This window comes from Gottfriedia acidiceleris, from assembly GCF_002128425.1.
In the GTDB taxonomy this organism is placed as follows: domain Bacteria; phylum Bacillota; class Bacilli; order Bacillales; family Bacillaceae_G; genus Gottfriedia; species Gottfriedia acidiceleris.
Map to the genome: position 1 here is coordinate 1 of NZ_NESS01000021.1, position 14,116 is coordinate 14,116.

The 14,116-nt window shown below is 32.2% G+C and carries 12 protein-coding genes; 8 read left to right on the forward strand and 4 right to left on the reverse strand.

The annotated features are described in order from the left end of the window. Positions 1 to 295: 295 nt before the first annotated feature. From glsA to B6K90_RS21705, 5 genes are all read left to right on the forward strand, one after another. On the forward strand, positions 296 to 1,252 hold the full coding sequence (gene glsA, locus B6K90_RS21685; protein ID WP_088014801.1) for a glutaminase A: 957 nt from the start codon (positions 296 to 298) through the stop codon (positions 1,250 to 1,252). 307 nt (positions 1,253 to 1,559) lie between these two features. Continuing rightward, entirely contained in the window at positions 1,560 to 2,309 is a 750-nt protein-coding gene (locus B6K90_RS21690) for a sulfite exporter TauE/SafE family protein (protein ID WP_088014802.1), read from the forward strand. A 113-nt stretch (positions 2,310 to 2,422) separates the two neighbouring features. Then, complete coding sequence (locus tag B6K90_RS21695; protein WP_088014803.1) at positions 2,423 to 2,914, forward strand: DinB family protein; 492 nt, start codon at positions 2,423 to 2,425, stop codon at positions 2,912 to 2,914. Between the two features lie 12 nt (positions 2,915 to 2,926). Next, the gene (locus B6K90_RS21700) at positions 2,927 to 3,403 is read left to right on the forward strand and encodes a GNAT family N-acetyltransferase (protein ID WP_088014804.1); all 477 of its coding nucleotides are present in this window, start codon (positions 2,927 to 2,929) and stop codon (positions 3,401 to 3,403) included. Positions 3,404 to 3,431: 28 nt separating this feature from the next. Further along, on the forward strand, positions 3,432 to 3,914 hold the full coding sequence (locus B6K90_RS21705; RefSeq protein WP_088014805.1) for a methylated-DNA--[protein]-cysteine S-methyltransferase: 483 nt from the start codon (positions 3,432 to 3,434) through the stop codon (positions 3,912 to 3,914). A 70-nt stretch (positions 3,915 to 3,984) separates the two neighbouring features. On the opposite strand, the gene B6K90_RS21710 is transcribed toward B6K90_RS21705, so the two are convergent. The 4 genes from B6K90_RS21710 to B6K90_RS21725 form a co-directional block, all read right to left on the reverse strand. Next, the gene (locus B6K90_RS21710) at positions 3,985 to 5,136 is read right to left on the reverse strand and encodes an AI-2E family transporter (RefSeq protein ID WP_088014806.1); all 1,152 of its coding nucleotides are present in this window, start codon (positions 5,134 to 5,136) and stop codon (positions 3,985 to 3,987) included. A 128-nt stretch (positions 5,137 to 5,264) separates the two neighbouring features. Then, positions 5,265 to 7,187: an LTA synthase family protein gene (locus B6K90_RS21715; RefSeq protein ID WP_088014807.1), complete on the reverse strand. Its 1,923-nt coding sequence runs from the start codon at positions 7,185 to 7,187 to the stop codon at positions 5,265 to 5,267. A 230-nt stretch (positions 7,188 to 7,417) separates the two neighbouring features. Then, the gene (locus tag B6K90_RS21720; protein ID WP_088014808.1) at positions 7,418 to 9,295 is read right to left on the reverse strand and encodes a vWA domain-containing protein; all 1,878 of its coding nucleotides are present in this window, start codon (positions 9,293 to 9,295) and stop codon (positions 7,418 to 7,420) included. Between the two features lie 19 nt (positions 9,296 to 9,314). Next, entirely contained in the window at positions 9,315 to 10,208 is an 894-nt protein-coding gene (locus B6K90_RS21725; protein ID WP_088014809.1) for an ATP-binding protein, read from the reverse strand. A 386-nt stretch (positions 10,209 to 10,594) separates the two neighbouring features. On the opposite strand from B6K90_RS21725, the gene pflB reads away from it, so the two are divergent. From pflB to B6K90_RS21740, 3 genes are all read left to right on the forward strand, one after another. Beyond that, the gene (gene pflB / locus B6K90_RS21730) at positions 10,595 to 12,820 is read left to right on the forward strand and encodes a formate C-acetyltransferase (RefSeq protein ID WP_088014810.1); all 2,226 of its coding nucleotides are present in this window, start codon (positions 10,595 to 10,597) and stop codon (positions 12,818 to 12,820) included. Between the two features lie 93 nt (positions 12,821 to 12,913). After that, on the forward strand, positions 12,914 to 13,663 hold the full coding sequence (pflA, locus tag B6K90_RS21735; protein ID WP_088014835.1) for a pyruvate formate-lyase-activating protein: 750 nt from the start codon (positions 12,914 to 12,916) through the stop codon (positions 13,661 to 13,663). Positions 13,664 to 13,840: 177 nt separating this feature from the next. Then, on the forward strand, positions 13,841 to 14,020 hold the full coding sequence (locus tag B6K90_RS21740; RefSeq protein ID WP_088014811.1) for a hypothetical protein: 180 nt from the start codon (positions 13,841 to 13,843) through the stop codon (positions 14,018 to 14,020). Positions 14,021 to 14,116 lie beyond the last annotated feature (96 nt).

Genomic DNA, 14,116 nt, shown 5'->3' on the forward strand with positions numbered 1-14,116 from the left:
TACAGGAAGAGCGGAAAGAACAGGAAATACAGGAAAAGCGGAAAGAACAAGAAATGCAGGAAGAGTGGAAAGAACAGGAAATGGAAGGAATGCAGGTAGTGTAGGAAATAATGGAAGATCGAGAAATGCTGGTGGAGCACGAAACGAAGGAAGAACTGGTAGAAGAGGTAGATAAAAAAGGCATGTAGTCAAGTAGGAGATTAGTAGTAGGCATACTAAATAAAGTAATTTTGGTTGTATCTCTTCCTATCTCCTTTCGCTTTTTTTATCTTAATACTGAAAGAAAGGTGATTATATGACGCAGAATGGATTTAGAGAGGAAAAAGAAGTTCACAATATGGAGGATTTGAAAGTACTCATTGAAGAGGCAAAGGAATTTATTCAATATGGCAAGGTAGCTAATTATATTCCTGCTCTTGCAAAGGCAAATAAAAAGGATTTATCGTTGGCTGTGTTTTTGCCTGATGGGCGACATTTTGAAGCTGGGAATACAAGTATTCGTTTTACTTTGCAAAGTATTTCAAAGGTAATTTCGCTAGCTTTAGTTTTAATGGATCGAGGCGAAGATTTTGTATTTGAGCGAGTAGGGATGGAGCCTACTGGTGATCCGTTTAATTCAATTGCAAAATTAGAAGTTAGGTCTGCTGGAAAGCCGTTAAATCCAATGATTAATGCAGGGGCTTTGGCAGTTACAAGTATGATTAAAGGTCATAGTATAAATGATCGCTTTAACCGACTTTTAAATTTTATGAGGGTTTTAACGGATAATAAAGATCTTTCTTATTCGAAAGAGGTTGCTGCATCAGAATTTGAAACAGCGCATTTGAACAGATCACTTTGTTACTTTATGAAGGAGCACGGAATTATTACTGAAGATGTCGAGTTGTTATTAGATTTATATACAAGACAATGCTCAATCGAAGTTAACTGTGTTGAGATGGCGAGAATTGGACTTATCTTTGCTCTTGATGGTTGGGATCCGATTTCCAAAACACAACTTGTACCAGAAAAAGTAGCGAAGATTTGTAATACATTTATGGTTACATGTGGGATGTATAATGCATCAGGGGAGTTTGCGATTAAAGTTGGAATTCCTGCTAAAAGTGGTGTTTCTGGCGGCGTTATGGGTGCAGTACCTCGTCGATTTGGAATCGGTGTCTATGGACCGTCACTTGATGAAAAAGGAAATAGTATAGCCGGTATAAAATTATTAGAGTTACTTGCTTCACGTTATAATTTAAGTATTTTTTAAACAGAAAGGGCTGTTTCATAAGTCAGGTTAACTGACGGATGGGCACGCTCTTTTTAATTGTAAAAATAAAAATTTATTAGAGGGGAGGTATCTCTGAACTATTTTTCATTACTCATCCTTTAAATTCAGTTTTCCATTTTAATTCTAAGTGCCATCTTCACTATAGAGAGAAAGTCCTGAAGTTCCATAATTGTTCTATTTAATCCTGCTATTCCACAATCATCCACTTATAATGAGGTCTTTAGTTTCCCCTTTTTAGAATATTTTGTGTATAGTAAAGATAGACGCAAAAAAGGGAGATAGGAAAATGGACTCACTATTATTACTTTTTATTTTAGGAATTGGTGCAGCAGTAGTTGGAACATTAGCAGGTGGTGGGGGATTAATTACACTCCCAATCATGATTTTTCTTGGAATCCCTATTCAAACGGGTATTGCTACAAATAAGTTTGCTTCAGGTTTGGGGTCATTTAGTAGTATTCTTTATACAATTAAAAAGAAAGATTTTAAGGCTTCAGTTATTTTTCAATTTATATTAGTTTCGATAATTGGTGGAGGAATTGGTGCTTTTGTAACAAGTATGTTAGATGAACATGTGATGAATATTGTCGCACTAGTTTTATTAACTGGCTCATTATGGTTAACATTTGCAAGTAAAAAGTGGAAATATGAAACTACAAATAAAAGTGGTGTTGAAAAGCAAACATTGCTAGATCGAGGAATCCTAACGGGGATTGGTGTTTATGACGGGGGCTTCGGTCCGGGTTCTTCAACATTTGCAATCTTGTATTTTATTAAAAAAGGATTTACTTATGTTAATGCAGTTCAGTTGGCTAGAGTATTAAATTTTGGGAGCTGTTTGTCAGCATTTATCATATTTTATATGACGGGTCATTTCCAATGGAAAATTGCTGTAACGATGGCTGCTGCTTCAATTGTTGGTAATCAAGTAGGATTAAGATTTGCAGAAATTGTTCCTATGAAGCTAGCAAGAATTCTATTAATATCAGTTTCTCTTTTATTAATTGTTCAAGTAAGTCTAAAGTTATTTGTATAAAGGAATCAAGGTCTGTGGGGGTATCCGCAGACCTTTTATTATTTTTACTTAAAGGTGATTTTTACCACTAGATAGAATAGCTTAATTAATGAATATTTTAAGAGGTGATTGTAGTGAATCTGAAGGAATATCAATGGGTAAAAGAAAATCGTCAATCATTATTAAATTTTTGTGGTGAATTAAAGCAAGAGGATTTTACTCGTAAATTAGACGGATTTGGTTTCCAAAGTGTTAGAGAAGCGCTACTACATATGGCTGAATGTTATATTGCATGGATTGGGTCCTTTATATTATTGAAAACGAAAAATCCAATTACGCCAAAGGAAAACATTGTATATCTTAGTCTAGACGATATTAAATCAAGATTTGAACAAGCTGATTTATTCGTGAGTGAATTATTGGAAACGACACAGGATTATTTAAATAAACCAATTGTTAGAAAAATTCCATGGAGAGATCATAATGAAGAAATATCATTCACTCCCATGAAATTACTAGTACATACAATCACACATGAATATCATCATAAAGGACAAATTGTCGCTATGGCTCGACAGATGGGCTATATTCCACCTAATACTGATGTTTTAGGCACAGAGGATTAAGGAGGAATAAAAATGAATTTGCGATTGGCAGATATAAAAGATATAGAGCAATTAATTAAGATGAGATGGGACTTTACTCTGGAAGATGACCAGACGGGTAGGATTAAAGATAGCGAATATCATGACTTTAAAATTGAATGTCGCGATTTCTTACTAAATGCAATAAACAGTAAACAGTGGTATATATGGGTCGCTGAAATAGATGGTACAATTGTTTCGCATATTTATATTGAGCTTGTTCAAAAAGTACCTCGTCCTGGTAGGGTGACTAATCCTTTTGCATTCATGACGAATGTTTATACCGTAAATGATTATCGAGGGAAGGGGATTGGCGGTAAATTAATTTCTCAAGTAAATAAATGGGTAAGTGAAATGAACTTTGAATTTGTTATTGTTTGGCCGAGTGAAAAAGGGGTTAGTTTTTATAAAAGAAATGGTTATAATCAATGTATTGAAGCAATGGAGTATTTTCCAAATTTGGATAAATAATTTAACTTAATACATAGGAGAATGAATTATGAATCAAGTAGAAACAGCTTATATAGACACTCCATTAGGTACATTGAGAATCGTTGGAAACGATAAAGGTGTAGCATATATTGATTTTGTGAAAGAAGAGAGTGAAGAAATTCATAAAATAATTCCCTCTTCTTTAAAGGAAGCAGCAAATGAATTGCTTGAATATTTCAATGGATTAAGGAAGGAATTTAGTATTCAATCAATTGCAAAAGGTACTCCTTTTCAAGAAAGCGTGTGGAGGGAATTAGTTAAAATTAAATATGGAGAAACTGCTTCATATGCAGATATTGCTAACAGAATAGGGAACCCAAAGGCAGTAAGAGCAGTTGCGAATGCAAATGCTAGAAATCCATTAAGTATCATCGTTCCATGCCATCGTATTATTGGGTCAAATGGTAAGCTAACAGGTTATGCAGGTGGCTTATGGAGGAAAGAATGGCTATTGAATAGAGAGCAGGGAATAGAGACGTTTAAATTATAAAAAGAAAGAGCAGGAATAACGGAAGTGTTATGAGTGAATATCACTCCAACTTCATTATTCCTGCTCTTATTTATTCTTTCGGCTCGTTATCATTGTTAATGTTTATTTCGATATTGGTTTCAATGTCTTCATCAATAATCTTATCTGCGAATTTCGCTTTTTTTCTTAAATTGATAATCCTTGATATATTAACAATTAATACTTTACAAATTGCATATGTTGGCACAGCTAGAACCATACCAAGTACACCTGCAAAGTTACCAGCGAATAATAATAATAAAATAATCGTTAAAGGATGTATATTTAGCTTTTTCCCCATGATATATGGTGAGATTAAGTTTGAATCAATTTGTTGCACAATTACAATAATTAGTATAACGAATAAAGCTAATTTTGGAGAAATTAGAGCCGCAACGATCACTGCAGGAGCTCCACCAATAAACGGGCCAAAGTAAGGGATAATATTTGTAATAGCAGCTACTAACGCTAATATTAGGGCATTAGGTAATCCGATAATACTATATCCAATAAATGTTCCAATTCCAACGAAAATACAAACAATCGTTTGACCTTGAATGTAAGATGCTAATGTTTCACTTGTTTCATTCGCAATATGAATCGCTTCTTTTCTTAAGCTTTGTGGTAAAAAACGAGACATCGCAGCAGGAAATTTATGACCATCTTTAAACATATAAAACAATATAAATGGGACTGTTAATATGATTAAAGTTACATTACTTAAGATATTGAAAAACGCACCAATTCCACCTGTTATTCCACCGAGAAATACTAGGGCATAATCTGCAACTTTCTTTTCTAAATCTTTAATTTCAACGTAATTTTGACTTCCTAACCATTTCTCTAATAGGCCAATCTTATTTGTTGCTTCATTTACAATTGTTGGCATATTATTTACTAAATCTTTAAATTGCTCAGTTAAGGTTGGGAATACATTAATGATAGATACTACAGCAATTAGGATTAATCCGAGATAAAGAAGAAGAATGCCTATAGAACGGGGCACTTTTTTACGTTCTAAAAAATCAACTATTGGTGCGAATAAGAAATATAGAAAGACTGAGACAAGTATTGGCGCGAATAAAGTACTAATTAAAATAGCAATTGGTTGAAATAAAAATGATATTTTTGTTCCAACGAATAAAACTAAAAATAATAATAGTAGTTCGATCGTCCAAAATAATAACTTAGAGTTTTTATACAATTAATATCCTCCCTCACTATATTTTGAAAATATGATATTTAGTTTAAAAAACTTATGTATAAATACCATATTATAACAAAAAGAGATGCTTGTAAAAGCATCTCTTAAATAGACAAAGTTAGTACCTCTTACTGATTTGGCTCAGTTATTGTTTGCATTGTGCCTGTTTTATACTTGTTGTTACTGTAGAAACGGAATAAATCACCGTAAACAATGTTATCTGAAAGTGTTAGCTCTTTTTTTGCTTTATCAATTAATAGTTTTGCTTCTTGATCAGGAACTTCTACTTTTTCCGCAGTTAAACGGTTATAAAATTCATTTGAGCCAGCTACATAATAATATTTACTTGTAACAAAGCTTCCGTCACGGAAAACAATAAATTCCGTATAATCTGGACTAAATATATCTTTACCAAATTCGATATCTGTTTTTGTATCAACACCTAACAGATGAAGAATCGTAGGTTTTACATCAATTTGACCAGCAACCTTTGAGATTGTTTGACCTTGTTTTTGCTTAGGTAAATGAATAATAAATGGTGTACGTTGTAAATCCATATGGTCATATGGTGTAATTTCGTCTTTACCTAAGAACTGTGCCATTGCACGATTGTGGTTTTCAGAAATACCGTAATGATCTCCATACATAACAATAATTGTATTATCATATAGACCTGATTTTTTCAGACCTTCAATAAAGTGTTTAATTGATTCATCCATATATCGTACTGTCGTTACATAACGATCAAGTGTTTCGTCACCAGAATTATATTGATCAATGTATTGATCTTGAGGATCAAGTACGAAAGGATAGTGGTTTGATAAAGTTAAAAATCTAGTATAAAACGGTTGTTTCACTTGTGATAAAAGAGGAAGTGATTGCCCAAAAAAGTCTTCATCCTTTAATCCCCAGTTTACCGAATTTTCATCGTTAATATCATAGTCTACTTCATTAAAGTAGCGATCGTAACCTAAAGAAGGGTACATTACATTTCGATTCCAAAAGCTTTTATTATTTGCATGGAAAACAGCTGAATAATATCCTTGATCTTTTAAAATTTCGGGTGTAGCCATATATTCGTTATTTGCATGTGTAAAATAGACAGCACCACGATCTAATGGATATAAAGAATTATCAATAATGAACTCAGCATCAGATGTTTTTCCTTGACCAGTTTGATGATAGAAGTGGTCAAAATAATAACTTTCTTTAATGTATTTATTTAAAAATGGAGTTATTTCTTTACCATTAACCTTTGCACCAATTGTAAAATTTTGCATTGATTCTAAAGAAATAACAATAACATTTTTACCTTTATATTTACCGAAAAGCTTTGCATTTGCTTTTACGTCGTTACTATTTACATAGTTTTCAATTTCAGTTAATTTACTACTATCCGCAAAGGCTTTTTGTGTTGAAGTCTTTGTTTGTAGTGATAAATCATAGCCTTGGTAAACATATAATCCAAGATTTTTTACAAGCATTTCACGATCAAACGAACGAGTAAGCAATTCAGGTCTTTCCATTTCAGCTAAACCTAAGTTTAAAACTGCAATCGCAATTGTAATTAAGTAATAAGTTGACTTCATAAATGAAGGTACTCGACCAGTGTTTGAAAATTTTGGGAATTTCTTTGATATTAAATATAGGATAAGGATATCAATAAACATATAAAGAATTTTAAAGCTCGCTAACTCTTTTACACTTGATCCTAAATCACCCATATTACTAGTTTGGAATAGCACCGGTAAAGTTACGAAGTCATTAAAGAATCCATAAAATAAAACGTTTCCACATAATATCAAGGTTAAAATAAAATTAATCAAAAGAGCGATCGTATTACGTTTATTTCCCTTGAAAAAAAGTGCGACCCCTACAAGAAATAAAGAGGATGCTAAAGGGCTAATAAATAATATTACATTTTGAAAGACTGTATCAATTTTTAAATCGAATCCAAGCAGAGTAACAATATACGTTTTTAGCCAAACTACTAACGCAACCAATAATACAAATCGTACACGTGAAAATGTTGCTTTAAATGAAGTAGGCATAGTCTAATCCCCCTTAAATACAAACAAACTAGCGGTTTTTCACTAGCTTTTCTTTAAATATGCATCTCTCTAAGTCGTCAAAATTTATCGTACTCCGTTTAATTTTAAAAATCAATAGGAAATACGATTTCGTTATGTAAATCCGTTCGACAAAATATTCTAACTACTTATATAAAGAAAAAAATAGGCTAATATAAAGCCTATTTCTTCCCATTTTATGGACAACTATCTTATTCTATGCTTCTTAATAATAATTTTTTAAGCATTGGTTTTAATTGAAGTCTTAAATCTTCAGCATTTGAGGCGATTAAGTAATGGTGTTGATAAATATTTTTCATTAATTGTGATGTTTCTTCTTGATGTTCTTCTTCCTCAATGAACGTACCTATTACCTCAATTCCAAGTTTTCTAGCTTGTTTAACTGCTTCGTGCGTATCGATAATCCCATCCTGGAAATAATCTAATGCTGAAGGTTCGCCATCTGTAAACACGAGCAAAAATTTATGCTTTTCCGAACGTTTAGCGAGTTCTTCTGAAACAATTCGAATCATTAATCCGTCACGATTGTCCTCTTCTTCTTGAAGCTGCATGATATTTGGACCTACTGAAGGTGATAAAGAGCTTGAAAACGGAATGACTTGATGTAAAATATTTGGTTTATTTTCTTTTGTAGCATTTGAAGCATCTTCCCAAAAGCCACTAATGCTATGAGAGATTTTTAATTGTTTTAATGTTTCATGGAATAAAATGACGCTTTTTTTCACTTCATCCATTTTATTAAACATTGATCCAGAGCAATCAACTAATAGGTAAAAAACTGCATCTAATTCTTTGGATTCAGTTTGTTTTTTATAAAACATTTTAGGATTTTCTTCTGTGAAAAGTCGAACCCATTTTTTATTTAACCTACCATAGTACTTATCAGTAGGTGCATTTTGTTTATTCTCTAATGATTTTTCAATCGTTTTTCTTAGTTCTTTAACATCTTTAGATACCATTGAAGATAATGTAGAATACTGTTTCTTTTCGGTAACTGTTTGCGAAGTTGCTTCTTTATATTTAATAGAAACATTACTATTGTATTTACCAAAAGGATTTGGCTGTAAAGAGGATGAATTAGTAGCCTCATATGAATCAGTTTGTTTTGACTTTTTATTCTCTCCTTGTTTAGAGGAACCAAATGCATTAGCAATTGCCTGATCGCCGGCCTCTTCTTCGCGTGCAAAATTTGCTTTAATTGAAGTTTTTGTACCACTTTCAACTTCAAAACGTAAAAAATTATCATCTGTTTCATTATTTTTACTTTCTCTATGCCATGTTGATAATCTTTCATCTTCGCTATTTCTTTCATCTAGACTTTCTTGCTGGTCGTCATTTTGAAGCTCTTTTACTTTACTGTTACATGAAGCTAGTTCGTTAATTTTATTTAACGGCAAATAGCCAAAATATGTGTGAATCATATCTTCCTTATATAATGAGAGTAATCTCTGATGCACTCTAAATATAATAGAAGAAATATCACTTGTATTCTTAGCTTCAAACGTTTGAAAGAGGATAGGTAAAATATCCTCAAGTTGTTCATTCGTTTGATAAGTTAATTGCGTAGAAGTAAGTGAAAGATAAATTAAACAAAATAATTGATCTAATTGAAAATTACGTATTTCATTTGCTTTGAATTGTGATTGAAAATAATGTCTATATATTTTTTTTCTCGTAGAAAATAATTGTCTTGTACCTGGTCTTTGATGAATAATCAGTTCTTCAAGTCGGATATCCTCAAGAAGGACATACAATTGTGTGAAAAAACTCTTTAAATGAGTTTCTTGCAATTCCTTTAGAGTATCCTTAAATTCACTAAAATCTGAATAATGTTTATTACCTAAAGCTTTTAAGTACACGTCTGATTTCAAACCTTGTAACTGTGTACTATGCTCTTGTGTATCCCAAAAATGACTTACAGTAAATTTTTGTTCTTCATCGTCGTAATACGCTTGAAAATCAAATTCTAAAAATGAATTTCGATCTTTCGAAAGAGAAATTGATAGATTTTCCATTTGAAGAAAAGTGGAAGCGTCGATTTTTTTATTGTTAAAAATGATTTGTTTCATATATTAATCATCACTCATTTCAAGAAAGAAAATAACTTTCAGCTAGTTCCCTAACCGTCTCACGCTCAATGTCATCACTTAACTTAGCGATAATTGTGCGTTCAATTGCTCGAAGTACAGGTATATGAACAGATAAATCACATGCGTCAAGTACACCACGAATACTTGCTGCATCTTCACTAATTCTTCCTTCACTCGCTAATGGAATTAAATCACTTGAAAAGCTTGTGAATTTCTTCAGTAGATCTTCATCTTTTAGCTCTGATTCATCTTTTAATAACTGAAGTAATGATTCCCCGTTTATATATGGAACATCTATAATAATGAAGCGGTTTTTTAAGGCTTCATTTAATTCGCTTGTTCCTACATATCCTTCATTTATTGCAGCGATTACTCTAAAGTTTTCGTCACCTTTTACTACTTCTTGAGTAAATGGATTTGTAATCATTTTTCGATAATCTAGTGCACCATGTAGTAATGGTAATGTTTCTGGCTTAGCCATGTTAATTTCATCGATATATAAAATATGACCTTTCTTCATTGCTTTCATTAAAGGTCCATCGATGAATACCACTTCAGATCCGTTTGTATTAGAAGCAATTGTGTTGTATCCAACAATACCTTCTAAATCTAAATCGACTGAACAGTTTATGCTATGCATCGGTTGAAAAAGCATTTTTGAAAGAGTCTCAGCTAAAACTGTTTTACCACTTCCTGTAGGACCTTTTAATAAAATATTTTTACCAAGAAGCAGGGCAGTGATCGCATCTTCTAAAATCGTTTTGTCTTGGGAAACGTATTGCTTTGTACCAATTAATAATTGCTCTTCTTTAAGAACTTTTTGAATTTGTTCGTTATATATTAAATTTAATTTTTCATTAATCGAACTAGAAAGATTTAGTTGTGTATTCATAAATTACTCCTTTATATAAACATTGTTCAATTGGATTATTCATTTGTGTAATAACCATAGTATTATCGCATATCCGGATTGTGAATGTCTTGTCCACAATTTTTAATGAATTTGTTAATACAGTTACTATCTTTTGAGTATAACAGTTTGTTGTTTAACAGGAAAGTTTTCAGCGTGAATTACTATATATATGAAGCAACTGTAATATAGTGGAAAGAATTAAGTGTTTATATGAGTTAACTTCACAACTACTTTGTTCAATGTTTCACAATATGTTCATAATATAAACGATTGTTTCAGTTCAGCGTATGTTAAATTATAAACGTAATCTGTTATATACTTAATTAACTTTCTGTATTATATGCAAATAGAGGAGGAGTAATACGATGGAACAATGGAGACAATTTGAAACTGGACGATGGGAAAAAACGATTGATGTAAGGGACTTTATTCAAAAAAATGTTAAAACTTACCTAGGGGATGAATCCTTTCTTTTAGGCCCAACGGATGCAACTAACAAACTATGGGATATAGTACTTAAACTATCTAAAGAAGAACGCCAAAAGGGCGGAGTTTTAGATATGGATACGAAAATTGTATCTACGATTACTTCACATGAACCAGGATACTTAGAGAAAGAATTAGAACAAATTGTTGGATTCCAAACAGATAAACCTTTTAAAAGATCATTACAACCGTTTGGTGGGATTCGAATGGCTGAAGCATCATGCGAGTCTTATGGTTATAAAGTTGATGATGAAATAAGTAAAATATTTACAGAATATCGAAAAACACATAATCAAGGCGTATTTGATGCTTATACATCAGAAATGAAAGCAGCAAGACGTTCTGGAGTTATTACCGGTCTACCTGATGCATACGGTCGTGGAAGAATTATAGGAGATTATAGAAGGGTGGCGTTGTATGGGGTAGATCGACTTATTAAAGATAAAATTGATGCATTAAATAAAACGACAAGTGTTATGTCAGAAGAAGTAATAAGAGATCGTGAAGAACTAAATGAACAAATTCGTGCATTAAATGAATTAAAACTAATGGCAAAAAAGCATGGATTTGATATTGCTAATCCTGCAACAAATGCAAAAGAAGCATTCCAATGGTTATATTTTGGCTATTTAGCAGCAATAAAAGAGCAAAATGGAGCTGCTATGAGTTTAGGGCGAGTTTCAACATTTTTAGATATATATATTGAACGAGATCTTGAAGAAAATACTTTATCCGAACAAAACGCCCAAGAATTAGTCGATCATTTTGTAATGAAACTAAGATTAGTCAAGTTCGCTCGTACTCCTGATTATAATGAATTATTTTCTGGCGATCCTACTTGGGTAACAGAGTCAATCGGTGGAATGGGAATAGATGGACGTCCACTTGTAACAAAAAATTCATTCCGGTTTTTAAATACATTAGATAACTTAGGACCAGCTCCAGAACCTAACTTAACTGTCCTTTGGTCAGCAAAACTACCAGTTGGATTTAAACAATATTGCGCTAAAATGTCAATTAAAACTAGCTCGATTCAATATGAAAATGATGATATCATGCGTCCGGAATATGGTGATGATTATGGTATTGCTTGCTGCGTTTCGGCTATGACAATTGGTAAACAAATGCAATTCTTTGGAGCACGTGCAAATCTTGCTAAAGCATTATTATATGCAATTAACGGTGGTAAAGACGAAAAGTCAAAAGCCCAAGTAGCACCTATGTATGCTCCGATTACATCTGAGTATCTAGACTATGAAGAAGTAAAAATTAAGTTCGACGTTTTATTAGATTGGTTAGCAGGCTTATATGTTAATACATTAAATTGTATCCACTATATGCATGATAAATATAGCTATGAACGAATTGAAATGGCATTACATGATACAAATATAAAACGTACAATGGCAACAGGTATTGCAGGCTTGTCAGTATGTGCGGATTCATTATCAGCTATTAAACATGCAAAAGTTAAAACAATTCGCGATGAGAATGGCATCGTTGTTGATTTTGAAATTGAAGGAGAGTATCCAAAGTACGGGAACAACGATGATCTTGTAGATGATATTGCAGTAGAACTTGTTGAAAGTTTTATGGCAAAAGTTAGAAAGCATAAAACGTATCGTAATTCAATTCATACTACTTCAGTATTAACAATTACGTCTAATGTTGTTTATGGTAAAAAGACAGGTAATACACCGGACGGAAGAAAAGCAGGTGAACCTTTTGCTCCTGGTGCAAATCCGTTACATGGTCGCGATACAAACGGAGCTCTAGCATCTTTAAGTTCAGTAGCAAAATTACCTTACGAAGATGCACAAGATGGAATTTCAAATACTTTCTCAATCGTTCCAAAAGCTTTAGGTAAAGATGAGGGCACACAAATATTAAACTTAGTAGCAATGTTAGATGGATATACAGAAAAAGGTGGTCATCACTTAAACGTAAATGTATTTAATAGAGAAACTTTAATGGATGCGATGGAACATCCTGAAGAATATCCACAATTAACGATCAGAGTTTCTGGTTATGCAGTTAACTTTATAAAACTAACTAGGGAACAACAAATTGATGTAATAAATAGAACTTTCCACGGTTCTATGTAAAAATCTCTGTATTTCATGCCTAGTGGGGGAAGTGCTCCACTAGGCTCTAATGTTTTACTAAATCAGTAAAAACTATTTAAGAGGTGAATGGCAATGATTTCAGGGAATATACATTCTATTGAAACTTGTGGAACTGTCGATGGACCAGGTCTAAGATATGTAATCTTTACTCAAGGATGTTTATTAAGATGTCAATATTGTCATAACGCAGATACTTGGAAAATTGGCGCAGGTATAGAAATGTCTGTTGATCAATTAATGAAGGATATTAAGACATATATCCCATTTATGAGATCATCTGGAGGTGGCGTTACAGTTAGTGGTGGAGAACCTTTATTACAATTAGACTTTCTATTAGATATGTTTAAATCATGTAAAAAAAATGGGATTCATACAACGATCGATACATCTGGCGGATGTTTCAGTGCTGATCCAATTTTTCTTTCAAAATTAGACGAGGTATTAGAATACACTGATTTAGTATTATTAGACTTAAAGCATTTTGATGAAAAAAAACATATAAAGCTTACTGGTAAATCAAATGAGCAGATTAAAAACTTTGCTAAATACTTGGGAAAAAAAAATATCCCCGTTTGGATTCGGCATGTTTTAGTTCCTGGAATTACCGACGCAGAAGATGATTTAATAAAACTAGGTGGATTTATAAATACTTTAAGTAATGTGGAGAAAGTAGAGATTTTACCGTATCATCAATTAGGGGTCTATAAATGGGAAGCGTTAGGATTAAAATATCCTTTAAAAGATATTCAACCACCTTCAGATGAAAGTGTTAATCATGCTTATCAATTATTAACTCATAAGAAAGAATTACAAATTTGTTAAAAAAACTAATTCCTTTGAACTGTCCTTTAAATGTATGTAGGCGTCTAACATTTAAAGGATAGTTTATTTTGATAGCTTTTTATTTTTATTTAGACGTTTGACTAAAATAAATTTGTGGTTCGTGAATATAATGAAAAATAGTTATTTATAGTCTCTTATTTTAAAGGGTGAATTTTTATGAAGGAGTTTCGATTTTCGTGGTATGTTTTACTAGATGATCAAAATGGGATCGAAGGGGGATCTTTTGTTCGAGGAGAAAAAATTGAAGATGAAATGCATCGAATAAAAGAAAAACTTAGTAAGGAATATTATGTTAGACCGTCTTCGGTTTATATTATGGAGTCAAGTGAAATTTAATTAAGATATTGTAATTTTTGCAAGATTTCTATCGGGAGTATTTGAGTATTTCTGACTATAAAGTTATTTTAGAAAAATAAAAAAGGCTTCCTAAGA

Excerpts from the sequence above, each read along its gene's own strand:
- B6K90_RS21725 (WP_088014809.1), bottom strand. The coding sequence starts at position 10,208 with ATGAATACACAACTAAATCTTTCTAGTTCGATTAATGAAAAATTAAAT.
- B6K90_RS21720 (WP_088014808.1), bottom strand. The coding sequence starts at position 9,295 with ATGAAACAAATCATTTTTAACAATAAAAAAATCGACGCTTCCACTTTT.
- B6K90_RS21690 (WP_088014802.1), top strand. The coding sequence starts at position 1,560 with ATGGACTCACTATTATTACTTTTTATTTTAGGAATTGGTGCAGCAGTA.
- B6K90_RS21715 (WP_088014807.1), bottom strand. The coding sequence starts at position 7,187 with ATGCCTACTTCATTTAAAGCAACATTTTCACGTGTACGATTTGTATTA.
- B6K90_RS21740 (WP_088014811.1), top strand. The coding sequence starts at position 13,841 with ATGAAGGAGTTTCGATTTTCGTGGTATGTTTTACTAGATGATCAAAAT.
- pflA (WP_088014835.1), top strand. The coding sequence starts at position 12,914 with ATGATTTCAGGGAATATACATTCTATTGAAACTTGTGGAACTGTCGAT.
- glsA (WP_088014801.1), top strand. The coding sequence starts at position 296 with ATGACGCAGAATGGATTTAGAGAGGAAAAAGAAGTTCACAATATGGAG.
- B6K90_RS21705 (WP_088014805.1), top strand. The coding sequence starts at position 3,432 with ATGAATCAAGTAGAAACAGCTTATATAGACACTCCATTAGGTACATTG.
- B6K90_RS21700 (WP_088014804.1), top strand. The coding sequence starts at position 2,927 with ATGAATTTGCGATTGGCAGATATAAAAGATATAGAGCAATTAATTAAG.
- pflB (WP_088014810.1), top strand. The coding sequence starts at position 10,595 with ATGGAACAATGGAGACAATTTGAAACTGGACGATGGGAAAAAACGATT.